A 26855-nucleotide genomic window follows, 5' to 3' on the forward strand; every position below is an offset into this window, starting at 1 on the left:
CGACCGGCTGTGATGGGTGACCATCACAGCCGGTCGGCTTTTTACTGGACTTTTATATGCCTCTTCCTCTGTTTTTCAGAAGGGAGCTTTAGGAGGTAATGCAGTCAACCGGTAAGTAGCTTCTTCCGTTTTAGAGCCCTTTTAAGAAAAAAGGGGAGAAACGTGGGCGCTGCTTGACCAATTCCTTCCAGATATCAATCTTCTCTCCGCAAGACTAAGGCGGTGCGGTTAGGTAAATAGATGCTCAACCGGGGACCGTATTTGGTGGGTTGGGTGAAGTAGCGGATTGACGTGTCAACGCGGTCATGGCCACCCGTTTCTGGCGTGTCTGAAGAAAGGACCAGGGAGTAACTACCGGCCTCCAGCACCGGGAACCGGTAATCTGGCACCGAGTTTTTGGGGTGGAAATTGAAAAGGAACACCAAACCAGCCCGCTGGAAGATGAGCACGTTGTTGGTGTTATCCTGGTGTAGTTTCTGGGCCGGTCCTTGTTCCAGGAGGGTATTATCTTGGGCCAGGCCCAGCATGTCTCTCTCAAATTGCCACAACTGCCGGTACCTCAACTCGCCATTGTCCACCAAAGACCATTGCCGCCGGGCGTACTGGTAACTCCAGTTATTGCCCAATCGGGGGAAATCTACCCATTCAGGGTGGCCAAACTCATTACCCATAAAGGTAAGGAACGCTTCTCCGCCCAACGAAAGGGTGATCAACCTGATCATTTTGTGCAACGCCATGCCCCGGTCAATCACCGGGTGCTGGTCTACGGTGCGCATATGGAAGTACATCTCTTTGTCCATGAGCCAAAACGCTATGGTTTTGTCTCCCACCAGAGACTGGTCATGTGACTCGGCGTAGGCCACTGTTTTCTCTCCCTCCCGCCGGTTGGTAAGTTCATACCAGATCTCGTCCAGGTTCCAATCTTCGTCGCGCTTATGCTTGAGGGTTTTGATCCAGTAATCAGGAATGCCCATGCCCAGACGGTAATCAAAACCTATTCCCCCATCAGCAATGGGGCGGCAGAGACCGGGCATGCCGCTCATGTCCTCGGCGATCAGCAAAGAACCCGGGGTAAAGGAGTGGGCCAGATCAGAAGCAAGCTGTAAGTAGAGGATGGCATCTTCGTCTACGCTTTTGTCAAAGTACCGGTCATAGTGGCCAAAAGCTACTCCCTCGCCGTGGTGGTGGTACAGCATAGAGGTCACGCCATCGTACCGGAAACCGTCCAGGTGGAATTCCTCCAGCCAGTACCGCACGTTTGACAACAGGAAGCGGCGCACCTCGGGCACCCCATAGTTGAACAACTTGGAATCCCAGCCCGGGTGGTGCCCGCGGGGCCCCTGGTGGAAATATTGCCCGCCCGACCCGTCAAAGTCTGCCAGCCCTTCGGCCACGTTCTTCACGGCATGGGCATGGATCAGGTCCATGATCACGGCAATACCCAAACGGTGCGCCTGGTTCACCAGGTATTTCAGGTCTTCAGGGGTACCAAACCGTGACGTGGGGGCGAAGAAACTGGAGACGTGGTAGCCAAAGGAGCCGTAGTAGGGGTGCTCCATGAGGGCCATGAGCTGCAGGCAATTATACCCCGTTTCTGCGATTCTAGGTAAAATCTGGTCCGCGAACTCGCGGTACGTGCCTACGCCATGTTTTTCCTGCGCCATGCCCACGTGGCACTCATAGATCAGGGGCTGGGTGAGTTGGGTAGCATCAAATTCCTCGTCGGTCCAGGAGAAAGATTCTTCCGGGGCCCAGTACTGGCCCGAGAAATCATAGGTCTCCTGGTCCTGCACAGCCCTGAAGGCGAAGGGGGAGACCCGGTCGCGGCCTTCTCCCGTGGCGCCCACCACATGCACCTTGAACCGATGACCGTGAAGTACCTGTACCTGGTCCTGGGGAAGGAATACCTCCCAGATACCGTTTTCTTTTTTCTGCAACGGATGCGCCGCCCGGTCCCAGAAGTTGAAATCCCCAATCAAAGAAAGGGCCTGGGCGGCGGGGGCCCATTCGCGGTAGCGCCACCCTTGGTTCTCCGGCTCATAATGCAGGCCCATCTGCCGGTGCCAGGCGGCATAGGCGTCAAGGGAGGCGTGTTCATGGTTGATGGCTTGCCTTGTGTTCTCTAACCTGTCCAGGCGTTTCAAGAGCTGCGGCGCGTAGGGTGCTAGCCAACTATCTGACTGGACTAAGGGAAGCGTAGGGGGTACCTGTGGCATAATGGCGAGTTTGGGATTGGGTTAAGTTACACTTCCTGAGGGTAAGGTGCAACTTCTGGAGAAGGTGGAAAAATAAGGTTAGAACTTTGTAATATTTACCTGATAAAACGCGCAGAATTTAATAAATTCGCAAGGAAATCGATTTCGTGATTCCCCTCGGTTTGTCTTTTGTCCCATCGTTAAATACTTAATGCCTATTGCATGAAAACTACGTTCCGATTGCTAAGCTTGTTGCTGGTGTTGCTGCTGGCACAGACGGTACAGGCGCAGGTGGTGACCTGGTCACCCGCCTTTCCTACGCAGAATGAGCCCGTCACCATCACCTTTGATGCCACCAAAGGAACCGCGGGCCTGATCAACCTGAATGAGCCTATCTACGCCCATACCGGGGTACTCACCAACCTGAGTAACTCAGACGCCGACTGGAGGCACGTAAAGGCGGCCTGGACCGTGAACACCCCGGCGGCTTTGATGACCTCCTTAGGGAACAACCGGTACCAGATCACCCTCAACCCCCGCACGTACTACAATGTGCCGGCCAATGAGGAGATCAAAGCCCTGATGTTCGTGTTCCGCACCGCGAACGGCAGCAAAGAAGGCAAAGACAACGGAGGCAAAGACATCAAGGTACCTCTCTACTCAGCCGGCGCCGTCAATGTTTCGATTACCCAGCCCGCTGTAGGACTGAATGGGTTGTTTGTAAACCAAGGCCAGAAAATACCGGTGCAAGGCACTTCATCTGCTCCTGCAAAGCTCACGCTTTATTTGAACGGCGAGAAAGTGAAGGAAGAAGCCACGGGCACTACCCTCCAGACAGAATTGATCGCCACGGTAGCCGGGTCTAACAAAGTGAAACTGACCGCCGAAAGCGGGGCCACCACGGCAGTGGACTCTTTCACGTTTGTGGTGCGCACCGCCACGCCTGTCCAAGCGCTTCCGGCGGGGGCCAAGGATGGCGTTACCTACCTCAGTGCCACCAGCGTGTTGCTGAACCTATATGCGCCCAAAAAGCAGAATGTATACGTAGTGGGTGACTTCAACAACTGGACCGTAGGGGCCAGCCCCATGAACCGCACCGCAGACGGCTCTCGGTTCTGGGTCCAGATAGACAACCTGGTGCCCGGTCAGGAATACGCCTATCAGTACCTGGTTGACGAAAACCTACGCCTAGGAGACCCATATACGCAGAAGACCTTAGATCCTAATGAAGATCGATTTATACCGGCGGAGGTTTACCCTAACCTGAAAGCCTATCCAACCGGGAAAGCCACGGGCATGGTGTCTGTGTTCCAGACAAACCAAACCGCCTATACCTGGAAAGTGCCTTCTTTCAGCCGCCCCAAGAAAACCGACTTGGTGGTGTACGAACTGCTGGTGCGTGATTTCATAGAGAAGCACGATTACAAAACCTTAACCGATACCCTGAATTACTTGAGCCGCCTGGGGGTGAATGCCATTGAGCTTATGCCTATCCAGGAGTTTGAGGGCAACCTGAGCTGGGGGTACAACACGGCCTATCATTTCGCGCCGGACAAGTACTACGGCTCTAAGGATTTGCTGAAACGGTTTATTGACGAAGCCCACGCCCGGGGCATGGCTGTGATCCTGGACATGGTCCTGAACCATGCCTTCGGGCAGTCTCCAATGGTGCAGCTCTACTTCAACCCGGCCACCGGCAAGACCACAGCCGATAACCCCTGGTTCAACCAGGATCCTACCCATGATTTCAACGTGGGCCATGATTTCAACCATGAAAGCGCCGCCACCAAGTACTATGTAGACCGTGTTACCGAGTTCTGGCTCCAGGAATACAAGATTGACGGCTACCGGTTCGATCTTTCCAAAGGCTTCACCCAGAAGCAGACCATAGGCAACGTGAACGCCATGGGCCAGTATGACCAAAGCCGTATTGACATCCTCAAGCGCATGGCAGACCATATCTGGACGGTTGACCGAGACGCTTATGTGATTCTGGAGCATTTTGCTGAAAACAGAGAGGAAACCGAATTGGCGAACCATGGCATGATGCTCTGGGGCAACCTGCACGGCAATTACAAACAAGCCATTCTGGGCTATGCAGACAACTCTAACTTCAACTGGATCTCCTACAAGCAACGCGGCTGGGCCAGCCCGCACGTGGTAGGCTACATGGAGAGCCATGACGAGGAGCGCCAGATGTACGAGGCCTTGAACTACGGGGCCAGCTCCGGCTCCTACAACGTGAAGAACCTGAACACCGCCTTGCAACGCATGCAGTTAGCCGCTGCTTTTTTCTTCACCATACCAGGGCCTAAGATGGTCTGGCAGTTCGGTGAGCTGGGGTACGAGATCCCCATCAACCAGAACGGGCGTACGGGCAACAAACCCATTCTCTGGAACTACCTGCAGGACCCGGAGCGCAAGAAGCTCTTCAACGTTTACGCGGCTTTGATCAAGCTGAAAATAAACCAGCCCGCCTTTGAATCTGCCAACTACACCCTCAACCTGGAAGGCCTCCTGAAAACCATCCACCTGCAAGACCCCGACATGAACGTGGCGGTGCTGGGGAACTTTGGGGTGACGGCCGGCAGCATTGACCCTAAATTCCAGAATGCGGGTACCTGGTATGACTTCGTGACGGGAGAGGCCCTGGCGGTGACTAACGTTAACCAGCCCCTTCTCTTACAACCCGGGGAGTACCGCATCTATACCACCAAAAGACTCACTTCCTCTAGCATCCTGCTCAGCTCCAAAGACGAGCAAGGTGCCTTGGCCAAAAACGTGGTAGCTTACCCTAACCCCACCGGAACGGGCAGCATCACCCTCCAATACCAACTGGCCGCCTCCACTGATGTGACCCTACAGGTATATGACCAAATGGGGCGGTTGATCTCCAGCAAAGCTTTGGGCAAAAAGTCAGCTGGTTCGCATACCCACACCCTGGGCCTTACCACGGCCACCAAGAATCGCTTGGCGCCAGGCCTGTACCATGTGAAGGTGAGAACCGGGACTACCGCTAAAACCATCCAGGTAGTAGTGGTGCCCTAAATCCCAAGACGCTTCCTTTTCTTTTGCCTTCCCTGTTTTGGGGGCTGTTTTCGAAAAACGGCTTCCAAACAGGGAAGGCTTTTTTATGGGGCAGGCTAGACAGCTATGTTAAAACTCGTGCTCCCTCAGACCCAAATTTTTGAGTTATGGAGGCAATAGTCTTGCAAAGGGGAGATTAGAGGGAGTTAAGCCGGGAATAGGGTATTTATACCATCAACTTCAAGGGAGGGGGTGCGTAAAATTTAGGATTCACCACCTAACAGATTAAAAGACAAGACTATGGCAGAATTGAAAACCTTACAAGATTTACTGAGCCACGAGGTACAGGTGCTGTACAGCGCAGAGAGATTGATCATGGTGGGCTTGCCCCGCATGATAGAAAAAGCCCACAGCCAGCAACTGAAATCCGCCTTCACCACCCACCTGGAAGAAACCAAGGTCCAAGCCGAGCGCCTGGAACGAATTGCCGCCCAACTGGGAGTTAGCCCCGAAGGCGATGGCAATCCCAGCATGAAAGGGCTCATCGCCGAGGGCGAGAAAACCATGCACAAAGATGCCACCCCAGAGGTCATGGATGCCTCCCTCATCTGCGGCGCACAGAAAATTGAGCACTATGAGATTTCCGGCTACGGCACCGCCGCCTACCTGGCGGAGGAACTGGGCCTAACCGAGGTGGCGCAACTCTTGCGCATGAGCCTGGAAGAAGAGCAGAAAACCGATACCCTGCTGAACAACCTGGCCAAAAACAACATCAACCAGAAAGCCATGCCCGGCAGCGGCATTCTGTAAAAGAACAACCCTTCATGCCTCGCACCCAAACAAAGGCCTGCTCTTTTCTGAAAAGTAGCAGGCCTTTGCTATGAGGAACGGGTGGAAGTTACTTGCCTTTTAACCCCAATACGTATTGGATGCCGCCCAAAAGGTGCTGCAGGAACAAAGGTTCAGCATAGCTCTCGGCGGTATGGCCGCCGCCGGTATAGAAGGCCCGTCCGCCATCAAAAGTATGGTACCAGGCAATAGGGTGGTGCGCGCCGTTCGTGCCGCCGGAGTAGGTGGTTTCATCCAGATGGGCCAAGACCTTCACCTTGGGGTTGAGGTTCTTGAAGTTATACCACTCGTCTTTCCGTACCCAGGCCTCGGGCAGAAAATGGGTTGCTGCATGGCCTTTGTCTACTACCCGCACCGTGGCGGTCTGTACCTTGGGGTGATTGGCAAAATAAGCCCCCACCAGCTGGTTGTACCAGGGCCAGGAGTATTCCGTGTCAGTGGCCGCATGCACGCCTACAAATCCGCCGCCCTTTTTGATATACTGTTCAAAAGCAGTCTGCTGCGGATCGTTCAACACGTCGCCGGTGGTGTTGAGGAAAATAACCGCCTTGTATTTCTGCAGCGTATCTGGCACAAACTTCCCGGCGTTTTTGGTGGTGTCTACCCTGAACCCGTTTTCCTTCCCCATTTTCTGAAGCGCGGCAAGACCGGCCGGGATGGAGGTGTGGTAAAAACCGGCCGTTTTATAGAAAACCAGCACAGACGGCAAAGCCTTTTTCTGACTGAATCCTTCTAGGGTGGTACAAGAGCAGAAGACCAAAAGGCAGAACGAGAGGAGCAATAAAAGTGGTTTCATAGCGTGCAGCAAGAGTAAAGAAGCCCACCTGGCGCTTCCTGAATATGGTTGGGGTTCAGGTACTAATGCTAGTATTTTTCTTTCTGTTTTGCAAACCTCCCAGAAGGCTTGATGGGTTAGGGGTTGTTGGTTTGGGTAGCCGGCAAGTGGAAGGTAGAGACAGTAGACGGGCTTTTAAAAGGAAATAATCTGTTCAACCTTCGGCCAAGGAAATCTCCTGGGGCCGGTACCCCTGCAGAAAGAAAAAACCAAGAGATATCCTGCGGAGCTTTTCTTTTTCGAAAATTTTCAAGTAAAACCCCTGAAAACGGAAAGAAATTTGCGTATGGTTCGTTTACTACCGGAAACACACCGTTTTATATCTCCTTCCTTTTACTTTACCACTTTCTTCTATGAAAAGTATTTTTCTTTCACTGGCCCTTTTTGCCCTAACCAGCCTGGCGGCTCAGGCGCAAATGTTCACCTTGGGGTTGAAAGCGGGGGTTAGTTCCTCTAACGTGGACTTCAAAAACCCAAATGCCAATTTTTCCCAGTTCAGGGAAGAAGGTAGTATCACCGGTTTCCATGCCGGGGTTTTCACCAGGCTCAACGTGGCGGGCTTCCTCCTTCAGCCCGAAGCGGTTCTTTCTTCCTCCGGCGGCAAATTTGAAGTACCGAATGAAATGGGCCAGACGTCCATAGAGGAGATTGGGTTCACTAACCTGGATGTACCTATTCTGGTAGGCTACAAATTGTTTTTCCTGCGCGCCTATGCCGGTCCCGTGGCATCCATCATGATTAACAGCAAGATGCAGAAGGAAGAGATCAAGGATTCCTTTGAATCTTCAGATTGGGGCTACCAAGTAGGGGCGGGTTTTGATATCTCCCGGATCACCGCTGATGTGCGGTATGAACGCCTCAAGCGCTCCTATACAGATCCCAACACCGGAAGCGTGGATTTCAGGAACCAGCAGGTGATTCTGAGCCTGGGCTATAAATTGTTTGGCAAGTAAAGAAGGTAAGTAGAAGGCTTTCTTCCTGGAGAGGATTTGCCTGCCAGGGAATCAAGATCAGGAGCCATGCTTTTCAAGTTCTCCTGATCTTGTAAAAACCATCTCCATAAAACCGATTGGCGTCTGTCATCAGGCGAGCGGTTTTATGGGGATGGTTTTTTTTAAGGCTTGGGCAGTTTTACTGATTTTATGCCTGGGTGAGGAACTAAACGGTGGTGGATTCCGCGGCCATCTCTGGCCTTGGCTGGGTCTGGGGAAGGGTGTAGCTGACCATCCATTTTATCTGGAACCGGTCTTTCACCATCCCGAAGAGGTCGCCCCAAAACATTTTCTCCAGGGGCACCAACACCTTCCCACCCTCAGAAAGCGCCTGGAACAGGGCAGAGGCTTCTTCTTCGCTTTGGGTGGAAAGAGACAGGTGAAAGTTGTTGCCCATGGTAACCGAGTGGCCCATAGATTCAAGGGCATCGGTGGCCATGAGCATTCCTCCCTGCCCAATGGGCAAGGCGATGTGCATGATCTTTTCCTTTTCATGGGTCGGAACCCTAGCAGCCTCCGGCGTGTCCTTGAAGCGTTGCAGCGCAGAAAACTCCCCTCCGAAGATGGATTTGTAGAAGGTGAAGGCTTCTTCGGTATTGCCGTTGAAATTTAGGTATGGATGTAAGGTGACCATGGTTATTTATTTGAGGTGAGGTACTCCTTTGGCGGGTGCATACAAATCGCCTTAAAACCCAGGAAGCCTAAAAGGCGATTGCCGGAAACAGATTTTCTGGTGTTTTAAAGAAAAAAGGCCCGAAACTTAATGAGTGTTATTTTCGGCCAGTTCCTTTATCTTAAGCAGGGCCTTGTCCCAGGACTCTACCATCATATCATAGTACTCCGGTGACATATCTCCCTCAACGGCTATCTGCGTACCCTGGGCAGTTTCTTTGAGTCTGTAGGTTTCCAAGCCACCTTGCACGGCCTGCGCTCCTTCGCTTTGGGTGTCCTCTTCCCCGTTCACCAGCAACCCTTCATACTGCACTGACAGCACTTGGTGGGGCGTGTGTTCCACTACCTTACCAATCATGCCGTTCTGGGTGTGGTCTGTGAAAAGGACTTTGCTGCCTAATTTCCAATCCGTATCGGCGTAGGCGCCTTCACTGAAAGCGGCGTACCACTGCCGTACATAGTGGTCCTGCAACAGCACGTCCCACACTTTCGCTGCGGGTGCGTTGATCTCAATTCCATTTTTGATGGTGGTTTTTTCCATAAGGGTAAAACGTTGATTGAACAGGTACCTAAGGTAGTAATTTCTGAGGTTCGTTTAGAGCTTGATTTCCTGAAACTGGGTTCTAAACGGGCGGGGATTTCCTTAGTTGGGATAGCCTTTCGCCCGAAGGTGGCATGACCCCACTTACTAGGAAATGGAGCTGGTATAGTGCAAACATACAATCATTTACCAATTGCAAGGATGGGGGATTGCGACAATAGAAGGGTTGATTACGACTGCTTTCCTTTTTATTTTAAGGCTATGAAACACATCTCGCTCCTGATACCCGAAGGTGATGTCAGCTTCAGTAACCTGGAGGCCACTTGCAAGATGTTCTCCATGGTGAATGAGGGCTTAGCCAGAACGGGCAAGGCCCCTTTGTTCAAAGTGCAGCTGGTGGGCCTCACCAAAACCAACAAGGTCACAAATGGGGTATTCAGCATCACGCCAGGGCTGGTATTGGAAGAGGCAGCCCAGGCCGACCTCATCCTCATACCAGCCGTGCACGGTGACATAAGCAGGTGGTGGCCGCTAACCAGGCGTTTCTCCCCTGGATCATCAAACAATACAAGCAAGGGGCAGAAGTGGTGTCTTTGTGCATTGGGGCCTTCCTTCTGGCCGCCACAGGGTTACTCAAAGGCCGCAGCTGCACCACTCATTGGCTGGCGGCCCCGGAGTTCAAGCAGATGTACCCTGAGGTGAACCTGGTGCCCTACAAGATTATCACGGATGAAGGCGGCCTTTACACCAGTGGGGGTGCGTATTCTTCTCTGAACCTGATTTTGTACCTGGTAGAGAAATACGCCGGGCGAAGCATGGCCATCCGGTCTTCCAAGATCTTTGAGATTGACATTGACCGCAACAGCCAGTCCCCGTTCATCATCTTCCATGGCCAGAAAGAGCACCCGGACGAGCAGATCAAAAAAGTGCAGGAATATATTGAGCAAAATTTCCCGGCCAAGCTCACCGTAGAGGAACTAGCGGAAAGGTGTTGCCTGGGCCGCCGCAATTTTGAGCGCCGTTTCAAGAAAGCCACCTCCAATACGGTGGTGGAATACATACAGCGGGTAAAGGTGGAAGCAGCCAAAATGAGCCTTGAGTCCTCCAGGGAGAATGTGAACGAGGTGATGTATTCTGTGGGCTATTCAGACACCAAAGCGTTTAGGACCACTTTTAAGAAAATCACCGGTATTTCGCCCCTGGAATACCGGAACAAATACAACAGGGAAGCGGTGGAACTAGCCTAAGCGGTACCGCATAAGAAAGCGCAGGTGCTTTCCCTAAAGGTTTTGGAAAAGCATCTCTGACCTGGAAAGGTGCAGGCGTTCCTGGTTGGCTGATGTTAAAGGGGTGTTTTTCCAGAAAAGGGCCTTAAACCCGATGGGGCAATTCTCAGTCTACATCGGTCCTGAACGGGGCGGCAGGAAGGCCTTCCTGGTTGTAGAGGTTGGCGCCTTCGGGGTTGTCTGCCCAGGCGTAGCGCACCGCTTCCGGAGACGGAACGGCCTCGCTCCAGACCGTGACGGTGTTGCCTTTGATCTCGGCCTTGGCCCACACGAATTTCTTGTCAGGGCCGGCAATGGCGAAATGGCGCAGCGGTCCTCCTTTGGTCACCAACCCACTGCCGGTATTGGTGAAGGTCAGGATGATCTTCTGGCCGTCCTTCGTCATGCTCTGGAACGTGGGGCCAGACGAAACTACTTTCTTGTCGCCGTAGGCTACTTTCTGGGCCGCCAAGGCCAACCTATGGCCCACATCTTTCTTGTTCAGCGGGTGGATGTCGTTCCATTCGCCAATGTCAATGGCCACGGCCATGCCGATGTTGGGCAAGGCCAGCGCCTTGGCCTGGGCCTCGCGCAAAAGGGCCCAGTTGCTCTGCGAAGGCTGGGGTTGGGCTTTCATGAAGTTAGCCAGCTGCACAAACAAAAACGGGAAATCGCCCTGGCCCCAGTTGCTTCGCCAATCCTGGATCAGGGCCGGGAACAGTTGACGGTATTCGGCCGCCCGGTCGGTATTGGATTCTCCCTGGAACCAGATCACACCTTTGATGGGATAGTTCTGCAGCGGCGCGATCATGCCGTTGTACAGCCCCACTGGTTTGAAGCGTACCGTGGGCTGCCCCGCCATGGGCGTCATGGAGGCACCCAGTTTATACTGCCAGTCGCCCTTCAGGTCTATGGTGTGGCCGCCGGCCGAAAGCGAATAAGGCTTGTCTTCCACAAATCCGCCCTGGCCCCCGTTGCTGATGATGCGCACCGTAAGAGTATTCTTGCCTTCTTTCAGCACCGGAGCGTGCACGTCGTATCTTCTGGGGGGGAATTGGTAAGAGGTGGTGCCCACAAAGATCCCGTTCAGGAAAACGGAGTCAGCATCTACAATGGTGCCCAGGAGCAGTTTGGCGGGTTTGCCCACCATGGCAGCCGGTACCTCAAGGTCTTTCCTGAACCACACCACCCCGGTCACCGGGCCCATGGGTTGGTCAGACCAGTAGCCGGGTACTTTCATAGTGGCCCAGTCAGTCGTAGACACCAGGGGGCTGTACCAGGGCAGGTTGGGCTGCTGGTATCCGGCATCTTTTTGCCGAAGTTGGGTATGCCAGGCTTTGCTTTGTTCGGCGCCGGTTTTCTCTATCTGGTCAATAAGGGCATGGTCTTTGAACCGCTGAGTCTCCTGGAAGTGGGCCGGAAACGCTTTAATGGTTTTCTCACTGACCCAGGCCTCAGCGGGGGAGCCGCCCACGGCAGAGAGGATCAACCCCATGGGTACCTGGTATTTGGCCTGCAGTTCCTTAGCAAAGAAATAGGCTACCGCCGAAAAAGGCAGCACCGAGGTAGGCGTGACAGCGGTCCAACTGCCGCCCTCCAGGTCTTTCCTAGGAGCCTGGAAGTCGTATTTCTGGGGAACCACGTAAAAACGGATCTGCGGGTGGTGCGCGGCGGCAATCTCCGCCTCATACAGGGGCCGCACCCGGGTCAAGGTGGTCTCCATGTTGGACTGGCCGGAGCAAACCCACACATCGCCCACCAGAATGTCTTGCAGGGTAATGGTGTTAAAGCCCTTGATGGTCATGGGGAAGGGCCCGCCCGCTTTCATGGCCGGAAGCTTCACCTGCCAATTCCCGGCGGTATCAGCTTGGGTCTGGTAATTCTTCCCCCGGAACGACACGGCCACTTTCTCTTTTTTTCCGGCCCAGCCCCAGATTTTGAGTTCCTGGTCGCGCTGCAGCACCATGCCGTTGCTGACCAACCTTGGCAGCCGCACCTGGGTAAGCCCGGGGAAGGAAAGAAGCACCAGCAGGAGAAAAACCAGGGTTCTGAGGAAAGCCATGCGCATAGAATTGGTTCAAAACGGGTTAGGCACTTGTTTGGGTCCCTAATCTACTAAGATTCACTTACATTCCGGCTAGGGTTTCCTGGCTGTTTCGGCAAAATCTATCCTCAAAAAGGGCCTGCCTCTGGCCCCAAGGAAAAGGGTTTTCCTGTTTTAGCCTCGGTTTTGCCAAAAGAGCCCAAAAGGGCAATCCAATCAACTCCCGCCAGGCATAGACCAGAGACAGCCTGCTTTAAACCAAAAAGGGGCATTGTCTGTTGGTTTAGCAGGTGTTTGCGGAAAATGAGCCCGAAGACGGGAAATGGTATGCATGCCAACTAATTTTTACTCATCTTCGTAATCTAAACCCATCATCTTGTTGTAGGCTTGCTGCAACTCAGAGAAAGCGTGGAGCTGGCCTTGCTGGCGGCTCACCTGCATGCCTTTCTGGTACGCCTGACGGGCAAGTTCCGGCTCCTCTAGCTGCAGATAGAGACTGGCCACGTGGTAGTAGGTACCTACATACTCTGGATGCTCCGCCAGCAGTTTCTCATAGAAAAACCGGGCTTGGGCCTGGTCTGTGGGGCGGTATTCCGTGGCAATGGCGTATAGCGTGAACGGATCGTTCGGGTCTTCCTCATAGAAGGCCAGGAGTTGCGTCAATCTGCTGTTGGTCGTTTCCATTTGATGAATTATTCTTTTAAATTGCCCTCAAAATTAACTTAATTAAGCTAACCCTAAGTTAAATGAAGATCTTAGTTTGCATTAGCAACGTTCCTGATACCACCACCAAAATTACCTTTTCGCCTGATGGCAAAGCGTTTAACACGGCCGGTGTACAGTTTGTGATCAACCCCTATGATGAATATGCCCTTACCCGTGCCATTGAGCTGAAAGAAGCCCTGGGCGGATCCGTAACGGTATTGAACGTAGGCGAGGCCGACGCGGAACCCAACATCCGCAAAGCCTTGGCGATAGGGGCTGATGACGCCATCAGAGTTAATTTGAAACCTACTGATGCTTTCCTGGTTTCCCAGCAGATAGCTCACTACGCCCAAGAAGGCGGTTATGACCTGATTTTGATGGGCCGTGAGTCAATTGACTACAACGGGTTCCAGGTGCACGGCATGGTAGGCGAACTATTAGGCATCCCAACCATAGCGCCGGCCATCAAACTGGACGTGAACGGTTCTACCGCCACCCTGGAGCGCGAGATTGAAGGCGGAAAAGAGATCATTGAGGCAACCCTGCCGTTGGTGGTGAGTGCCCAGCAGCCTATGTCTGAGCCCCGCATCCCTAACATGCGTGGTATCATGACCGCCCGTACCAAGCCCCTGAAAGTAGTGGAGCCGGTAGGGCAGGAGGCCAAGACCAGTGTGCAGAACTATGAGTTGCCGCCCGCCAAGTCAGGGGTGAAGATGATTGCGGCCGAGAATGCCGGTGACCTGATTAAATTATTACGCAACGAAGCTAAAGTTCTATAAGCATGTCAGTTTTAGTAGTGATAGAATGCGCGAACGGCGAAGTGAAGAAGTCTTCCCTGGAAGCAGCTTCGTACGGAAGCAAAGTAGCCGCCGCCCTGGGTACCTCGGCCACTGCCGTAGCCATTGGCAACGTGGAGGCCAATGCCCTTTCCAGCCTGGGGGAGCAAGGGATTACCAAAGTATTGTTAGACAATGACAGCCGTCTGCATGATTTTGTGGCCGCTGCTTACGTGAAAGTGATCGCCAAAGCCGCTGAGTCTGAAAACTCCGCGGTGATTGTGCTCTCCAACTCCAACATCGGCGCAGCCATAGGGTCGCGTCTGGCAGTGAAATTGGGCGCCAGCCTGGCCACCAACGTGGTGTCTCTGCCACAGATCAACGGTTCTTCGTTCACGGTTCGCCGCGGGGTCTTCTCCGGGAAGGCTTTCTCTGACGTGGAACTGACCTCAGATAAAAAAATAATCGCGGTTAAAAAGAACGCCCTGGACATTGACACCGCGGCCGGCGGAACGGCTACGGTAGAGAATTTCTCGGCAGATTTAGCTGACGCAGATTTCGCCACGGCGCCCAAAGAGACCATCCGGCAGTCTGGTGATATCCTGTTAACCGAGGCAGATCTGGTGGTTTCTGGGGGGAGAGGCTTGAAAGGCCCTGAAAACTGGCATCTCATTGAGGATCTGGCCAAAGCGCTGGGTGCTGCCACGGCCTGCTCTAAGCCCGTAGCCGACATTGGTTGGCGGCCGCACCATGAGCACGTGGGCCAGACCGGCATCACCGTAAGCCCTAACCTGTACATAGCGGTGGGTATCTCTGGCGCTATCCAACACCTGGCCGGGGTTAACTCTTCTAAAGTAATTGTCGTTATCAATAAAGATCCGGAAGCACCCTTCTTCAAAGCCGCAGATTACGGTATTGTAGGAGACGCCACTGAGGTTGTTCCAAAATTGATAGAAGCCGCCAAAGCTTTAGACAAATAAAGAGAAACTGTGAAGAAAATTGAGCTAGAGATTCTTGGTTTGTCGTCAAGCCAGTCGCAATCTGGATCGTTCGCCCTGGTATTGGGTGAGAAGGAAGGAAGCCGCCGATTGCCTATCATCATAGGTATGTTTGAGGCGCAGTCCATTGCCATCCAGATTGAGAAGATTAACCCTACACGTCCGCTGACCCATGACTTGTTCAAGTCGTTTGCCCAGCAAATGGAAGTGAGCGTGCAGGAGATTATGATTTCGGATTTAAAAGAAGGGGTGTTTTTTTCCAAGATCGTCTGCACAGACGGAGAGAAGGAGTTTGAACTGGATGCCCGCCCTTCAGACGCCATTGCCATTGGGCTTCGGTTTGGGGTGCCCATCTACACCGTAGAGTCTGTTCTGTCTGAGGCCGGTATCATCTTGAGTGACCTGGAAGAAGACGAAGACGAGGAAGAAACCGACGAGATCCCCACCACCGCCGCCAGCGGTAGTTCCTCTGCTTCGGGCAGCAGCAAGAGCAACCTCAAAGAGATCTCTGTGGAGGAGCTGAACACCATGCTGAACGACGCCCTGGAGAAGGAAGACTACGAACGGGCCGCCAAAATCCGCGACGAATTGAACAAACGGAATTAAGCTGAAATACGCATTGATAAAGAAAGTCTTGGGCCCTGCCCAAGACTTTTTCTTTTTGAGCAGAATTTGATTTAATTTTGACCATACTTCCATTCTATGCTATCAGTTTTCCAAGGCTTCATTGGTTATTTTATCCTCATTGGAATTGCCATTCTTTTCTCCACCAACCGCAAAGCCATCAGCTGGAAACTGGTGGGGGTGGGAGTTCTCATCCAAATCATTTTCGGTATCCTGGTGACGGAAGTCCCCTTTGTGAAAGCCGGTTTTGAAGCGGTCAGCGAAGGTTTTGTTCGTCTGCTGAGCTTTGCTGATGCCGGAGCCGAATTCCTTTTCGGAGAGTTGGCCAAACCTAATTCACCTGCCGGAACTGGCTATATCTTCGCCTTTAAAGTATTGCCCACCATTATTTTCTTTTCCACGGTGACCGCGGGCCTGTACTACATGGGTGTTCTGCAGAAAATAGTTTATGGCATTGCCTGGGTTATGTCAAAAGGAATGCGCCTTTCCGGTGCTGAAAGTTTATCGGCGGCTGGTAACATCTTCCTGGGCCAGACCGAGGCGCCGTTGCTGGTGCGTCCCTTCATCCAGAACATGACCCGCTCTGAGTTGATGTGTCTGATGACCGGAGGTATGGCTACGCTGGCTGGCGGAGTTTTAGCGGCGTATGTGGCTTTCCTGGGCGGGGATGACCCGGCCCAGCAGGCTATTTTTGCGGCCCACTTACTCACAGCCTCCATCATGAATGCCCCGGCGGGGATTGTGATGGCCAAGATTCTGGTGCCGGAGACGGAGGAAGATAAAATTAATACCAAGCTTCAGGTAAACAAGGAATCCCTGGGGGTGAACATCATTGACGCCATGTCTACCGGTGCAGCCGATGGGTTAAGGTTGGCTTTGAACGTGGGCGGGATGCTCTTGGCGTTCATTGCGGTAATTGCCTTGCTGAACTACCTGTTGATGAGCCTGGGAGGAGCCACTGGATTAAACCAAATCATTGTAGACTCTACCGGAGGCCGTTTTCAAGGTCTTAACTTCCAGTACCTTTTAGGGCAGGTGTTCAGGGTTTTTGCGTTTTTGATGGGTAGCCCTTGGCAAGACACCTTGCAGGTAGGTAGCCTTCTAGGCCAGAAAACGGCTATCAATGAGTTTGTGGCTTACCTTGACCTGGCCAAAATGAAAGAAGCAGGAACCTTGTCAGAAAAATCTATTATTCTGGCTACTTATGCCTTGTGCGGGTTCTCAAATTTCAGTTCCATTGCCATCCAGATTGGGGGTATTGGCGGAATGGCTCCTACACAGCAAGGCAACTTGTCAAAACTGGGACTACGGGCGTTGTTGGGTGCTTCTATTGCCTGTATGATGACCGCCACCATTGCCGGTATCCTGTTTGAGCTATAAGAAGTAGAGTAAATAAAATAAAAAGTCCCCGTTTTGGCGCTCTTTCTGAAAAGGAAGGCTCTAAACGGGGACCTTTTATTTTATAGTCTTACTAGCTTATCGCCTTCAGGCACTAATCCCAATAAGCGGTTTGGTTTCTGTGGAAGGCTTAGGTTAAAAAAGAAGGGTAGTTTAAGGCATGTTTCATGAAAACACGACCTAAACTACCCTTCACGCTATAAGGCGGGTTCGTGTTATTTACCGGTTGCGATTCTTGTCATCTTCTTGCCGTTGGCCTTCTTCCTGGCGCTCTTCTTCGGCGATCTCCTCTACTTTCTTGGCATCTCTCATGAGGCGGTTAGAGAAGATGAAGTCGTTGAGTTCTTTCACGTGCGTATCCATGATGGTGCTGCTGTGGCCCTCCCAGAGCTTTTTCCCTTTGTAGAGGAACATCACATTGTCGCCGTACTCCAGCACTGAGTTCATGTCATGGGTTACCACAATGGTGGTGATGTTATACTCTTCGGTGATTTCTTTGATGAGTTCATCAATGGTGATGGCGGTAAGAGGGTCCAGGCCGGAGTTGGGTTCATCGCAGAAAAGATAGGTGCAATGGGGGGCAATGGCCCGGGCAATACCCACCCGTTTCTTCATGCCGCCGCTCAACTCAGAGGGCATCTTGTTGCCGGCTTTCTCCAGGCCCACCCGCTTGAGACAGAACTCCACGCGTTCCTGGCGCTCCTGCCGGTCCATGTCGGTGAGCATTTTGAGGGGGAATTCCACGTTCTCGTTCACGGTCATGGAGTCAAACAGAGCACTACCCTGAAAGAGCATGCCTATCTTACGGCGGATTTCCTGCTTGATGTCCAGTTTGTTGTTGGCGAAGATGCGGCCGTCATAGGTGATGCTGCCAATGTCGGGCTTCACCAGGCCCACAATGCATTTCAACAGCACGCTTTTACCGGTACCGCTGGCTCCCAGCAGCATGTTCATCTTGCCAGACTCAAAGTTGCCGCTGATCCCGTCCAGCACTTTGTTGCCGTTGAAGGTTTTATGGATGTTATGGATTTCTATCATGGTACTTCGCCACCCGGGTGGCCTTATTAAGCCTCAAAGAATCAAAGCAGTAACTGGGCGCAGACAAAGTCAGCGATCAGGATGGCGATCACACTGTTGGTTACGGCGTTGGTGCTGGACCGGCCCACTTCCAACGCGCCCCCTTCCGTAAAATACCCCTGGTAGGAGGAGATAGTAGACACCAGAAAGGCAAACACCAAAGACTTGATCAAGGCGAAGGCGATGTTCCAGGGAATGAAATCAGATCTGAGCCCCATGATGTATTCCTCCCCAGACAAGGCGCCAGAGAAACTTCCCGCCAGGTATCCGCCTAAAATGGAAAGAAACATAGCCGTGACCACCAGCATGGGGAACACCAGCAGGGACGCCAGAATCTTGGGCAGCACCAGGTAAGAAGCCGAGTTGATCCCCATTACTTCCAGGGCATCTACCTGCTCAGTGATGCGCATGGTACCCAACCCACCCGCAATGCTGGAGCCTACCTTCCCCGCCAACACAATAGACGTAATGGTGGGGGCCAGCTCCAGAATGGTCATTTCCCGCACCATGAACCCAATGGTGGAGCGCGGGATTAGGGCATTGGTGAGGTTATACGATATCTGCACACAGGTTACGGCCCCAATGAAGGTAGACACTACCGCCACAATAAAGATGGAGTCAATGCCTATCAGGATCGCCTCATCAATGGTCCGGTTAAAGACGATGCGGGGTGATTCACCCCTTCTGAGCAGACTGGACAAGAAGAGTATAAATGCGCCAAAGGTTTTCATGCATTAGGTGGGAAAGAAGCCCCTGCAAATTACCGCAGCAGGCGTTGTTTAGGCCATTCTTGGTTTCAAATGCCTATATTACGTGGAAAAAAGAAAAAACATCATTTCCATGCAAAAATATATAGTGGTGACGGGCGGCACCAAAGGTATAGGTCGGGCCATTGTAGACAAGTTCGCGGCCGAAGGCTTCCACATCATCACCTGCTCACGCCACCTCCCAGACCTGGATAAACTGAAACTGGACATTGAACAGGCCTATACCTTCTCCAAAGTATTTTACCTGGCCGCCGATGTAAGCCAGGAGGGGGAGGTGCGCCGTTTTCTGGACTACATTAAAAGCCTGAAAGTGAAAGTAGACGTGCTGGTGAACAACGCCGGCTTCTTCGTTCCCGGGGAAATACACCAGGAAGACGACACGGTGCTGCGCCAGATGATCAACACCAACCTATACAGCGCCTATGATTTGACCAAAGGCCTGGTTACCGACATGATCAAGCGCCGCGACGGGCACATCTTCACCATCTGTTCTACCGCCAGCATTACGGCCTACACCAACGGGGGCTCTTACTGCATTGCCAAGCACGCGCTTTACGGTATGACCAGGGTACTACGCGAAGAGTTAAAACCCCACAACATCCGGGTAACCGCCGTGTTGCCAGGGGCCACGTATACCGCCAGCTGGGAAGGCGTGGACCTGCCCCAGGACCGCTTTATGAAATCAGAAGATGTGGCCTTCGCCATCTGGAACGCCCATTGCGTCTCCAAGCAGACGGTGATAGAGGAACTGCTGCTCCGTCCGCAGTTGGGGGATATTTAGGCCAGTACCAAAAGAATAGTATGGAAACAAAGGACTATCAGCCAGACTGGGAGGTCTACTTTTGCCAAATCGAGTCAAAACCAGCCTTTATAGGCTTGGATCTGAACCTGGCAACCTTGGCTCCCCTGGAAGAGCAAAATCAGGTAATAGAAATCACCGTTCCCTTGGCATCTGTGCGGGAAGACGGCTTTCCGGAGGATATTGAATGGGAAGCGCTGGGGGACATAGAAGACGCTTTAGTTACTGCCTTTGAAAATGGCCTGGAAGCCATTATGGCAGGTAAAACGCTCAACGCCGGTTTACGGAAGTTCTACTTCTACGCCTCAGAGGTGCTCCTGGTGGAACATCATTTGAAAGAGGTAGAAGAGGCCTTCCCCCAGTACCAGTTTGCGGCCGAAACCTGGGAAGATCCAGAGTGGGAAACGTATCTTGGGTTCCTGTTCCCCGAGCCGGCCGATTTGCAACGGATCCAGAATGGGAAAGTGCTTCGGAACCTGGAAGACCTAGGAGACAATCCGGATGTCTCCCGAAAGGTCGTCCACTGGATCTATTTCCGGGACGAAGCTTCCCTGGAAAAGTACTGGCAAGAAATTGCTGCTAAAGGTTACAGGAAAGAAGAAGAGGGTTTTGAGCCCCATTCTGAAGAAACGCCCTTTAAACTACAGGTTTCATTAGAGGCAAAGACCCAGGAAGAGACCATCCATGACATGGTCCTGTACCTCTGGAACCTTGCCCAGGAACAGGATGCCACCTATGATGGTTGGGAAACCTCCATTGAAAAAGGTGACCCTGCCTAATAGAAGTGAACAAAGCTTTTGAGAATCTACCTCCAGAAGAGGAAGTAGAGAACGATGGCGGAAAAATAATTACGGGAGAGAAAGCCTTTTCTAGTAATTTCCTATTTAAGCCCCGTCTTCAGACCATGGCGCTAAAATTGAACAATTAAGTAACAGTAAATCTCTTTTGATTAAATTTGAGCAAATTCTAAGCTATGGAACTAGAAGGAAAAGTAGTTGTGATCACCGGTGCCAGCAGCGGGATAGGTCTGGCTGCCGCCAAACTGTTGTTAGAGAAAGGCGCTACAGTCGTGAGTTGGAGCCGCACCCGGCCCAAGATTTCCCACCAGGACTTTTATTTCTTTGAGTGTGATGTGCGCCATGAACACTCGGTGCTGACCGCCTATGAGCAGACCGTGGAGCGCCTGCGCCAGAACATCTCGGTGCTGATCAACAATGCCGGTCTGGGCATACAGGGTGCTTTAGACACCATGAGCCCCAAAGATTGGCATAAAATGATGGATACCAACGTGAACGGGGTGTTCTACTGCACCCGCCTGGTGCTGCCGCAGATGAAAAAACAACTGGAAGGCCATATCATCAACATTTCCTCTATTGCCGGCCTGAACGGGGTGGAGAACATGAGCGGCTACTGCGCCACCAAATTCGCGGTGCGGGGGATCTCCCATAGCCTGTTCAAAGAGGTGCGGCCATTTGGTATCAAAGTAACCTGTATCTACCCCGGGTCCACCGCCACCCAGTTCTTTGACGGCTTTGAGGGCACCGGTACGGCCCCTGAGAACATGATGCAGCCCGAAGACATCGCCTCTACCATTCTGCACGTGCTGCAGTCCCCGCCCAATTACCACCACGTGGACATAGAGGTTCGTCCGCTCATGCCCAAGGGCCGTCCAGAGAAAAAGAAAGCCTAACCCGCACGCATGGGAATTGAAATAAAAGACCTGACCAAGTTGTATGGACCGCAGGCCGCTGTGGACCACGTTTCCTTTATGGTGAGCACCGGTGAGATTGTGGGGTTCTTAGGACCTAATGGGGCAGGCAAGTCCACTACCATGAAAATTGCCACCTGTTACCTACCGCCCAGCAGCGGAACGGTGCTGGTGAACGGCCATGATGTACTGGAAGAACCCAAAGAGGTGCGCCGGCAGGTAGGCTATCTGCCCGAGCATAACCCGCTTTACCTGGACATGTACGTGCGCGAGTACCTGCACTTCGTAGGCAAACTGCACGGGCTGGGCAGCAGCCAGGTAAAAGCCCGTACCGAGGAGATGATCAACCTGTGCGGCCTCACCCGCGAGCGGCATAAAAAGATAGGCGCTTTGTCAAAAGGGTACCGGCAGCGGGTAGGCCTGGCGCAGGCGCTGATTCATGATCCGCAGGTCCTCATCTTGGACGAACCCACCACCGGGCTGGACCCCAACCAGATCGTGGAGATCCGGCAGCTCATCAAAGAGGTGGGGCAGCAGAAGACGGTTTTGTTCTCTACCCACATCATGCAGGAGGTGAGTGCCCTCTGTGACCGGGTGCTCATCATCAACAAGGGTAAGTTGGTAGCTGATAGCCCCGTGGCCGAACTGCGGAACATGGGCCGCAAGGAAACCAGGATCCTGGCCGAGTTTGAGGCAGAGGTAGACACCCAACCACTGTTGGCGTTGCCCGGCGTGACGCGGGTAGAACCGGCCGGAGCCTTGAAATACCGGATCATTGCGGCATCAAATTCAGATTTGCGTTCGGCCATCTTCCGGCTGGCCGGCGACCGAGGGTGGCCGCTGGTGGGCTTGCAGCAGGAAGAGAATTCCTTGGAGAAACTGTTCCAGGAGTTGACGAAATCAGGAAAATAGAAAAAGCTGTTTAGGTCCTTATTTCCGTAAATGGAGCCGAAAAAAGAAATCTAACAAACAACTCAGTGGCAGATAGACCCAATGTGTTAGTGGTATGTGGCCGCAACAAGCGGAGAAGTAGGACGGCTGAATACATCTTCAAGAATGATAGGCGGTTCAACATCAAATCATTGGGACTCAGTGCCAAAAGCGAGCGGCAGATAAAAGAAAAAGACGTGCTTTGGGCAGATTTAATTCTAGTGATGGAAGATGGGCACAAAACCCGCATAGCTGCTGATTATAGATCCATTGAAATTCCACCCATTGAAGTACTTCAAATTGAAGATGAATATGAATACCAGAACCAAGAACTAATTGAACTGCTCACTGATAAAATCAACGCCTCTGTTAACGTTACCTTTCAATTATAAAATATTGAGGCCGCTGTTTCTGGCTCAATTTCTGAAACGGGGCCAGAAACGCATCTTTAACCACTGCACTAAAAATCCTGATACTTGTGTCTTGCTACATGTATCCCGAAAAATATGTTGGCAATCTTAAGTAAAGAATTCAATTCCTACCTCAACTCCCTGATTGGCTATATTGTCATAGGGGTCTTCCTGGTGGCTACGGGCCTGTTCATGTGGGTCTTCCCAGACAGCAGCGTGCTGGATTACGGCTACGCCGATTTGCAGAGCGTGTTTCTGCTGGCGCCCTGGCTTTTCCTGTTTTTGATTCCGGCTATCACCATGCGCACCTTCGCTGAAGAACGCAAAGGCGGTACCATGGAATTATTGTTAACCAAACCCTTGTCTGACACCCAGCTGCTGCTGGGCAAGTACTTTGCTTGCCTGTTGTTGGTGCTGTTTGCGCTGCTGCCTTCGTTGCTGTACTATGTAAGCGTGTACCAACTGGGAGACCCGGTGGGCAACATTGATTCGGCGGCGGTAGCTGGTTCTTACCTAGGGCTGGTGTTCCTGGCAGCGGTGTTTGTGGCCATGGGCATCTTTGCCTCCTCGCTTACTGAGAATCAGATTGTGGCCTTTATTCTGGCAGTGTTTCTGTGTTACCTGGTGTATACCGGTTTTGATTTGCTGGCCTCTATTGATGCTTGGGGAACGGCTTCCTACTATATCGCGCAGCTGGGCATTTCCTACCATTACAGCTCCATCAGCAAAGGGTTGATTGACTCGCGTGACGTGCTGTATTTTCTGAGTGTGATCACGATTATGCTGTTAGGTACCAAATTAGTCTTAGAGAGCAGAAAATGGTAGAGCATCCCCTTACCCCTGAACCCCAGAAGTCGGTAGTGGAAAGCCGCCGCCGTTCTGACTGGACCTTCTTTCTGGTAGCCGTGGGGCTGCTGTTGGTCCTCAACTTTGTGGCCAGCCGCTACTTCTTCCGCCTGGATCTTACCGAAGACAAGCGCTACACCATCTCTGATCAAACCAAAAAACTGCTGGGGGCCTTGAAAGAGCCCGTGCAAGTCACCGTGTACCTGGAAGGGGAGTTCCCGGCCGGTTTCCGGCGCCTGCAGAACAGTACCCGCGAGATGCTGGAGGAATTCCGGCTTTACTCAGACGGCAACATCCAGTACCAGTTCGTGGACCCCAGCGCCAATACCAATGAGCAGGCCCGAAACCAATTTTACGCCCAACTTGCCCAGAAAGGACTTCAGCCTACCAACCTTTTCGCGCAGGAGGGAGACAAGAAGGTAGAGAAGATCGTTTTTCCGGGAGCGATCATCTCAGCGGGCACAAAGGAAACGGCCGCCATCTTACTCAAAGGCAGCCAGGCGGCTCCGCCCGAGGAAAGGTTGAATCAATCCATAGAGGGTCTGGAGTACGAGCTGGCCTCCGCTGTCCGGAAAGTGGCCTCGGCCAGCGCCGGCCGCATTGGAATACTACAGGGCCACGGTGAGCTTTGGCTTCCGCAGGCCGCTGACTTTTTAGGCACGCTTTCTGAATTTTACACGGTAAACCGGGTGCAGCTTTCGCAGGTGCCGGACCTGAACAACTTCAACCTGGTGGTACTCATGAAGCCCACCCAGCCTTTCTCTGAGCTGGATAAGTACAAGATGGACCAGTTCCTGATCAGGGGCGGAAAACTGTTGTTTCTGCTGGATGGCGTTCGCGCTTCTTTAGACAGCCTGTCTGAGGAAGGCGCCTTGGCTTTCCCGTATGACCTCAACCTGCAGGACATGCTTTTCCGGTATGGGGTGCGGGTGAACCCAGACCTGGTGCAGGACCTCAACGCCAGTTTTATTCCCATGGTTACCGGGTATATGGGCAACCAGCCGCAGACGCAGTTGGTGCCCTGGAGGTTTTACCCCTTGATCACAAATTTCAGTGACCTGCCCATGACCCGCAACCTGGATGCCGTGCAAACCAAATTTGTGAGTTCCATTGATACGGTAAAGGCGGTTGGTATCAAAAAATCGCCCTTGCTCTGGACGTCGCAATACTCGCGCAAGCGGGAATCACCGGTGTCTATTTCCCTCAATGACCCGCGCGTAGACCGTGACCCCAAGCTGTTCAGCCAAAACGCGATTCCGGTAGGCTACCTGTTGGAAGGCAAGTTCCAGTCGGTCTTCAAGAATCGTCCGGTGCCGGAGGGCTCCTCTATTCCGTTCCAGGCTGAAGGGAAGGCCTCCCAGGTAGTAGTGTTCTCAGACGGTGATTTAGGCGCCAATGAAGTGGACCCGCGCACCGGCCGTCCGTTAGAATTGGGCTTTGACCGTTTCACCCGTTCCAGGTTCGCCAATAAGGAATTGCTCAAAAACGTAGCCGATTACCTGCTGGATGAAAAGGGCTTGATTGAACTACGCGGCAAAGAAATCAAACTCCGTCCGCTGGACAAAGCCAAACTTCGCGACGAAAGAACCAAGTGGCAAGCCATTAACCTGGGCGTTCCGTTGGTGCTGCTCCTTCTTTTTGGCGTAGTAAAATTCTGGTTACGGAAGCGCAAATATGCCCGCTCATTTCCAGATCAAGGAAATCCCAGCGGCCCAGACCTGGCCGGTGCGCCATGAGGTGATGTGGCCAGACAAGCCTGAAAGCTTTGTGCGCCTCCCGGAAGATGAAGCCGGAATCCACTTTGGGTTGTTTGTAGAGCAGCAGTTGGTTTCCGTGCTTTCCCTCTTCCTTTACGGGGAGCAGGCTCAGTTCAGGAAATTCTGCACCCTTCCTGCCTTTCAAAAGAAAGGGTTCGGGGCCGCCTTGTTACAACATGTCCTCGCTTTTGCTTCGGTCCAAGGTGCCTGTAGCATCTGGTGTCATGCGCGGGCCTCAGCCAGATCTTTTTACCAGAAGGCAGGATTGCAGGAGAAAGGGGAGGTGTTCAGGAAGAACGACCTTGCCTATGTGAAAATGGTATTTGAAGTGACAGACCCTAGGAGAAGCCAGGTAAACTGAACGGGTGAATTTGCTTTTAATTGGGGCCTATCTCAGGTTACCCTTACAGAAGAGGGGGCTGTTTTGGGCAGGTTTATAGAAAAGCATGCCCAAAACAGCCCCCTCTTCGATTTCCTTTACCCTTGAGGTGTCCTGATAGAAGACTCCCGCACAATCAGGACCGGGTCTAATACAATCTTTTTGGGTTCTTCCTCTGCTACCTCTACCTCGCCGTTTTGGCTGCCATTAGCTTTTTTGGCCATGGCCTCTAAAAACAGGGTGAAGGCCTCTTCGCCCATGCGGGCCGGTTGCTGGTCAATGGTAGAAAGGCTAGGGGTAACGTACGGGCTGAAGGACTCGTTTCCGAATCCGATCATGCCCATCTTTTCGGGCATTTTAACGCCTGCCTGTTTCAGGTACTGTAGAGCGCCCAAGGCGGTGAAGTCTTCTACCGCAAAGATAGCGTCCATGTCTTTGCTTCGGCCCAAAAGGCGCTCGGCACTGAATTTCCCGGATTCTATGGAGTTCCGGCCGTATTGGATAAGGTCGTCATTGACCGGGAGGTTGTTCATCTTCAAGGCATCTACGTAGCCGCACAGGCGGTCATTGAAGATCTTGATGTGCTGCGGGCCTGAGATATGGGCAATGTTCATATAGCCCTGCTGAATGAGGTGTTCTGTGGCCATGAACGCCCCTTTGTAATCATCTACTACCACGCTGGGGGAATTCAACTCATCTTTCACCCGGTCAAACAACACCAACGGTACCTTGCGCTTCTTCACGTCAAAGAAGTGGTCCAGATTGGGGGTGTCTTTAGCAATAGAGGCGATAATCCCATCTACGCTGGTCTGGAGCAAGGTCTCAATTCCTTCCACCTCGTACTCCCCGGTTTCATTTGATTGGAACAATAAGATATTGTACCCGTTACTGCGGGCAATTTTCTCAATGCCATGTACCACTCCCCCAAAGAACCCGATGTCTGAACTAGGGATCATGATCCCGATAATATTGGTCCGCCCAGACCGTAGCGAAGAGGCCAGACGGTTTTGTCGGTAATTCAGGTTCACCGCCGTCGTTTTGATAAGCTCCTTGGTGGCCGCGCTGATAGAGGGGTGGTTGTTCAGGGCCTTGGAAACGGTGGAGGGACTAGTGTTAAGCTCCTTTGCAATATCATGGATAGTTGTTCTGCTCATGGAGGGGTATCGATTTCGTGTGGGAGTGAGGCCGTAATAATAAGAAAAACTTCCGTTTCAAGGCGCTGGTAACGCAAATCTAATTAAACATCTGTAAAAATGCCGGC

General features: G+C 52.5%; 25 protein-coding genes. 16 read left to right on the top strand and 9 right to left on the bottom strand.

What is annotated here, in order from left to right; translation table 11 throughout:
* Positions 1-194: 194 nt before the first annotated feature.
* Entirely contained in the window at positions 195-2216 is a 2022-nt protein-coding gene (locus tag FOE74_RS16365; protein WP_149099716.1) for an alpha amylase C-terminal domain-containing protein, read from the bottom strand.
* Between the two features lie 201 nt (positions 2217-2417).
* Between FOE74_RS16365 and FOE74_RS16370 the strand changes: the two genes are divergently transcribed.
* Both FOE74_RS16370 and FOE74_RS16375 read left to right on the top strand, forming a co-directional pair.
* Positions 2418-5243 (top strand): DUF4961 domain-containing protein, encoded by a 2826-nt coding sequence (locus FOE74_RS16370; protein ID WP_149099717.1) that lies wholly within the window; start codon positions 2418-2420, stop codon positions 5241-5243.
* Positions 5244-5522: 279 nt separating this feature from the next.
* Complete coding sequence (locus FOE74_RS16375) at positions 5523-6032, top strand: YciE/YciF ferroxidase family protein (RefSeq protein WP_149099718.1); 510 nt, start codon at positions 5523-5525, stop codon at positions 6030-6032.
* Between the two features lie 88 nt (positions 6033-6120).
* On the opposite strand, the gene FOE74_RS16380 is transcribed toward FOE74_RS16375, so the two are convergent.
* On the bottom strand, positions 6121-6867 hold the full coding sequence (locus FOE74_RS16380; protein WP_149099719.1) for a ThuA domain-containing protein: 747 nt from the start codon (positions 6865-6867) through the stop codon (positions 6121-6123).
* A gap of 392 nt (positions 6868-7259) precedes the next feature.
* Here FOE74_RS16380 and FOE74_RS16385 point away from each other — a divergent pair, with 392 nt between their 5' ends.
* The gene (locus FOE74_RS16385; RefSeq protein WP_149099720.1) at positions 7260-7859 is read left to right on the top strand and encodes a porin family protein; all 600 of its coding nucleotides are present in this window, start codon (positions 7260-7262) and stop codon (positions 7857-7859) included.
* A gap of 205 nt (positions 7860-8064) precedes the next feature.
* Here FOE74_RS16385 and FOE74_RS16390 read toward each other — a convergent pair whose 3' ends face one another.
* Together FOE74_RS16390 and FOE74_RS16395 are read right to left on the bottom strand one after the other, a co-directional pair.
* A complete protein-coding gene (locus FOE74_RS16390; RefSeq protein WP_149099721.1) occupies positions 8065-8532 on the bottom strand; it encodes a VOC family protein in 468 nt (155 codons plus the stop codon).
* A gap of 126 nt (positions 8533-8658) precedes the next feature.
* The gene (locus FOE74_RS16395; RefSeq protein ID WP_149099722.1) at positions 8659-9111 is read right to left on the bottom strand and encodes an SRPBCC family protein; all 453 of its coding nucleotides are present in this window, start codon (positions 9109-9111) and stop codon (positions 8659-8661) included.
* Between the two features lie 521 nt (positions 9112-9632).
* Between FOE74_RS16395 and FOE74_RS16400 the strand changes: the two genes are divergently transcribed.
* The gene (locus FOE74_RS16400) at positions 9633-10358 is read left to right on the top strand and encodes a GlxA family transcriptional regulator (RefSeq protein WP_308422725.1); all 726 of its coding nucleotides are present in this window, start codon (positions 9633-9635) and stop codon (positions 10356-10358) included.
* A gap of 145 nt (positions 10359-10503) precedes the next feature.
* Here FOE74_RS16400 and FOE74_RS16405 read toward each other — a convergent pair whose 3' ends face one another.
* Together FOE74_RS16405 and FOE74_RS16410 are read right to left on the bottom strand one after the other, a co-directional pair.
* Positions 10504-12438, bottom strand: a complete 1935-nt coding sequence (locus FOE74_RS16405) for a sialate O-acetylesterase (RefSeq protein ID WP_149099723.1) — start codon at positions 12436-12438, stop codon at positions 10504-10506.
* Positions 12439-12765: 327 nt separating this feature from the next.
* The gene (locus FOE74_RS16410; protein ID WP_149099724.1) at positions 12766-13104 is read right to left on the bottom strand and encodes a tetratricopeptide repeat protein; all 339 of its coding nucleotides are present in this window, start codon (positions 13102-13104) and stop codon (positions 12766-12768) included.
* Between the two features lie 62 nt (positions 13105-13166).
* Between FOE74_RS16410 and FOE74_RS16415 the strand changes: the two genes are divergently transcribed.
* The 4 genes from FOE74_RS16415 (at position 13167) to FOE74_RS16430 (ending at position 16903) form a co-directional block, all read left to right on the top strand.
* Positions 13167-13904, top strand: a complete 738-nt coding sequence (locus FOE74_RS16415; protein ID WP_149099725.1) for an electron transfer flavoprotein subunit beta/FixA family protein — start codon at positions 13167-13169, stop codon at positions 13902-13904.
* A 2-nt stretch (positions 13905-13906) separates the two neighbouring features.
* Positions 13907-14881, top strand: a complete 975-nt coding sequence (locus FOE74_RS16420) for an electron transfer flavoprotein subunit alpha/FixB family protein (RefSeq protein ID WP_149099726.1) — start codon at positions 13907-13909, stop codon at positions 14879-14881.
* A gap of 9 nt (positions 14882-14890) precedes the next feature.
* Entirely contained in the window at positions 14891-15505 is a 615-nt protein-coding gene (locus FOE74_RS16425; RefSeq protein WP_149099727.1) for a bifunctional nuclease family protein, read from the top strand.
* 96 nt (positions 15506-15601) lie between these two features.
* Positions 15602-16903 (top strand): NupC/NupG family nucleoside CNT transporter, encoded by a 1302-nt coding sequence (locus tag FOE74_RS16430; protein WP_149099728.1) that lies wholly within the window; start codon positions 15602-15604, stop codon positions 16901-16903.
* Positions 16904-17140: 237 nt separating this feature from the next.
* Here the strand turns inward: FOE74_RS16430 and FOE74_RS16435 are convergent, their stop codons facing one another.
* Together FOE74_RS16435 and FOE74_RS16440 are read right to left on the bottom strand one after the other, a co-directional pair.
* Positions 17141-17959 (bottom strand): ABC transporter ATP-binding protein, encoded by an 819-nt coding sequence (locus tag FOE74_RS16435; protein WP_149099729.1) that lies wholly within the window; start codon positions 17957-17959, stop codon positions 17141-17143.
* Between the two features lie 41 nt (positions 17960-18000).
* Positions 18001-18729 (bottom strand): MlaE family ABC transporter permease, encoded by a 729-nt coding sequence (locus FOE74_RS16440; protein ID WP_149099730.1) that lies wholly within the window; start codon positions 18727-18729, stop codon positions 18001-18003.
* 109 nt (positions 18730-18838) lie between these two features.
* On the opposite strand from FOE74_RS16440, the gene FOE74_RS16445 reads away from it, so the two are divergent.
* The 8 genes from FOE74_RS16445 to FOE74_RS16480 all read left to right on the top strand — a co-directional run bounded on the left by FOE74_RS16445 (position 18839) and on the right by FOE74_RS16480 (position 25576).
* Positions 18839-19546 carry an SDR family NAD(P)-dependent oxidoreductase gene (locus FOE74_RS16445; protein WP_149099731.1) on the top strand — a complete coding sequence of 236 codons (708 nt, stop codon included), beginning with the start codon at positions 18839-18841 and terminating at the stop codon, positions 19544-19546.
* A gap of 20 nt (positions 19547-19566) precedes the next feature.
* Entirely contained in the window at positions 19567-20343 is a 777-nt protein-coding gene (locus FOE74_RS16450; RefSeq protein WP_149099732.1) for a DUF695 domain-containing protein, read from the top strand.
* Positions 20344-20537: 194 nt separating this feature from the next.
* Positions 20538-21254, top strand: a complete 717-nt coding sequence (locus FOE74_RS16455) for an SDR family oxidoreductase (RefSeq protein WP_149099733.1) — start codon at positions 20538-20540, stop codon at positions 21252-21254.
* 9 nt (positions 21255-21263) lie between these two features.
* Complete coding sequence (gldA, locus tag FOE74_RS16460; RefSeq protein WP_149099734.1) at positions 21264-22184, top strand: gliding motility-associated ABC transporter ATP-binding subunit GldA; 921 nt, start codon at positions 21264-21266, stop codon at positions 22182-22184.
* 65 nt (positions 22185-22249) lie between these two features.
* The gene (locus FOE74_RS16465) at positions 22250-22594 is read left to right on the top strand and encodes a protein-tyrosine-phosphatase (RefSeq protein ID WP_149099735.1); all 345 of its coding nucleotides are present in this window, start codon (positions 22250-22252) and stop codon (positions 22592-22594) included.
* Positions 22595-22708: 114 nt separating this feature from the next.
* On the top strand, positions 22709-23437 hold the full coding sequence (gene gldF, locus FOE74_RS16470; RefSeq protein ID WP_149099736.1) for a gliding motility-associated ABC transporter permease subunit GldF: 729 nt from the start codon (positions 22709-22711) through the stop codon (positions 23435-23437).
* A complete protein-coding gene (gldG, locus tag FOE74_RS16475; RefSeq protein WP_149099737.1) occupies positions 23431-25194 on the top strand; it encodes a gliding motility-associated ABC transporter substrate-binding protein GldG in 1764 nt (587 codons plus the stop codon). Before gldF ends, gldG begins: the two co-directional genes overlap by 7 nt.
* Entirely contained in the window at positions 25133-25576 is a 444-nt protein-coding gene (locus FOE74_RS16480) for a GNAT family N-acetyltransferase (RefSeq protein WP_149099738.1), read from the top strand. The genes gldG and FOE74_RS16480 overlap by 62 nt, the downstream gene beginning before the upstream one ends.
* Positions 25577-25692: 116 nt before the next feature.
* Here FOE74_RS16480 and FOE74_RS16485 read toward each other — a convergent pair whose 3' ends face one another.
* Complete coding sequence (locus FOE74_RS16485; protein ID WP_149099739.1) at positions 25693-26748, bottom strand: LacI family DNA-binding transcriptional regulator; 1056 nt, start codon at positions 26746-26748, stop codon at positions 25693-25695.
* Between the last annotated feature and the right edge of the window lie 107 nt (positions 26749-26855).

It is taken from the genome of Rufibacter glacialis, assembly GCF_008271745.1.
Taxonomy (GTDB): domain Bacteria; phylum Bacteroidota; class Bacteroidia; order Cytophagales; family Hymenobacteraceae; genus Nibribacter; species Nibribacter glacialis.

Coding starts and splice junctions, on each gene's coding strand:
- FOE74_RS16395 (WP_149099722.1), bottom strand. CDS start 9,111: ATGGAAAAAACCACCATCAAAAATGGAATTGAGATCAACGCACCCGCA.
- FOE74_RS16410 (WP_149099724.1), bottom strand. CDS start 13,104: ATGGAAACGACCAACAGCAGATTGACGCAACTCCTGGCCTTCTATGAG.
- FOE74_RS16420 (WP_149099726.1), top strand. CDS start 13,907: ATGTCAGTTTTAGTAGTGATAGAATGCGCGAACGGCGAAGTGAAGAAG.
- FOE74_RS16365 (WP_149099716.1), bottom strand. CDS start 2,216: ATGCCACAGGTACCCCCTACGCTTCCCTTAGTCCAGTCAGATAGTTGG.
- FOE74_RS16375 (WP_149099718.1), top strand. CDS start 5,523: ATGGCAGAATTGAAAACCTTACAAGATTTACTGAGCCACGAGGTACAG.
- FOE74_RS16450 (WP_149099732.1), top strand. CDS start 19,567: ATGGAAACAAAGGACTATCAGCCAGACTGGGAGGTCTACTTTTGCCAA.
- FOE74_RS16385 (WP_149099720.1), top strand. CDS start 7,260: ATGAAAAGTATTTTTCTTTCACTGGCCCTTTTTGCCCTAACCAGCCTG.
- FOE74_RS16415 (WP_149099725.1), top strand. CDS start 13,167: ATGAAGATCTTAGTTTGCATTAGCAACGTTCCTGATACCACCACCAAA.
- FOE74_RS16455 (WP_149099733.1), top strand. CDS start 20,538: ATGGAACTAGAAGGAAAAGTAGTTGTGATCACCGGTGCCAGCAGCGGG.
- FOE74_RS16430 (WP_149099728.1), top strand. CDS start 15,602: ATGCTATCAGTTTTCCAAGGCTTCATTGGTTATTTTATCCTCATTGGA.
- FOE74_RS16390 (WP_149099721.1), bottom strand. CDS start 8,532: ATGGTCACCTTACATCCATACCTAAATTTCAACGGCAATACCGAAGAA.
- FOE74_RS16405 (WP_149099723.1), bottom strand. CDS start 12,438: ATGGCTTTCCTCAGAACCCTGGTTTTTCTCCTGCTGGTGCTTCTTTCC.
- gldG (WP_149099737.1), top strand. CDS start 23,431: ATGGTAGAGCATCCCCTTACCCCTGAACCCCAGAAGTCGGTAGTGGAA.
- FOE74_RS16480 (WP_149099738.1), top strand. CDS start 25,133: ATGCCCGCTCATTTCCAGATCAAGGAAATCCCAGCGGCCCAGACCTGG.
- gldF (WP_149099736.1), top strand. CDS start 22,709: ATGTTGGCAATCTTAAGTAAAGAATTCAATTCCTACCTCAACTCCCTG.
- FOE74_RS16435 (WP_149099729.1), bottom strand. CDS start 17,959: ATGATAGAAATCCATAACATCCATAAAACCTTCAACGGCAACAAAGTG.
- FOE74_RS16485 (WP_149099739.1), bottom strand. CDS start 26,748: ATGAGCAGAACAACTATCCATGATATTGCAAAGGAGCTTAACACTAGT.
- FOE74_RS16370 (WP_149099717.1), top strand. CDS start 2,418: ATGAAAACTACGTTCCGATTGCTAAGCTTGTTGCTGGTGTTGCTGCTG.
- FOE74_RS16445 (WP_149099731.1), top strand. CDS start 18,839: ATGCAAAAATATATAGTGGTGACGGGCGGCACCAAAGGTATAGGTCGG.
- gldA (WP_149099734.1), top strand. CDS start 21,264: ATGGGAATTGAAATAAAAGACCTGACCAAGTTGTATGGACCGCAGGCC.
- FOE74_RS16440 (WP_149099730.1), bottom strand. CDS start 18,729: ATGAAAACCTTTGGCGCATTTATACTCTTCTTGTCCAGTCTGCTCAGA.
- FOE74_RS16380 (WP_149099719.1), bottom strand. CDS start 6,867: ATGAAACCACTTTTATTGCTCCTCTCGTTCTGCCTTTTGGTCTTCTGC.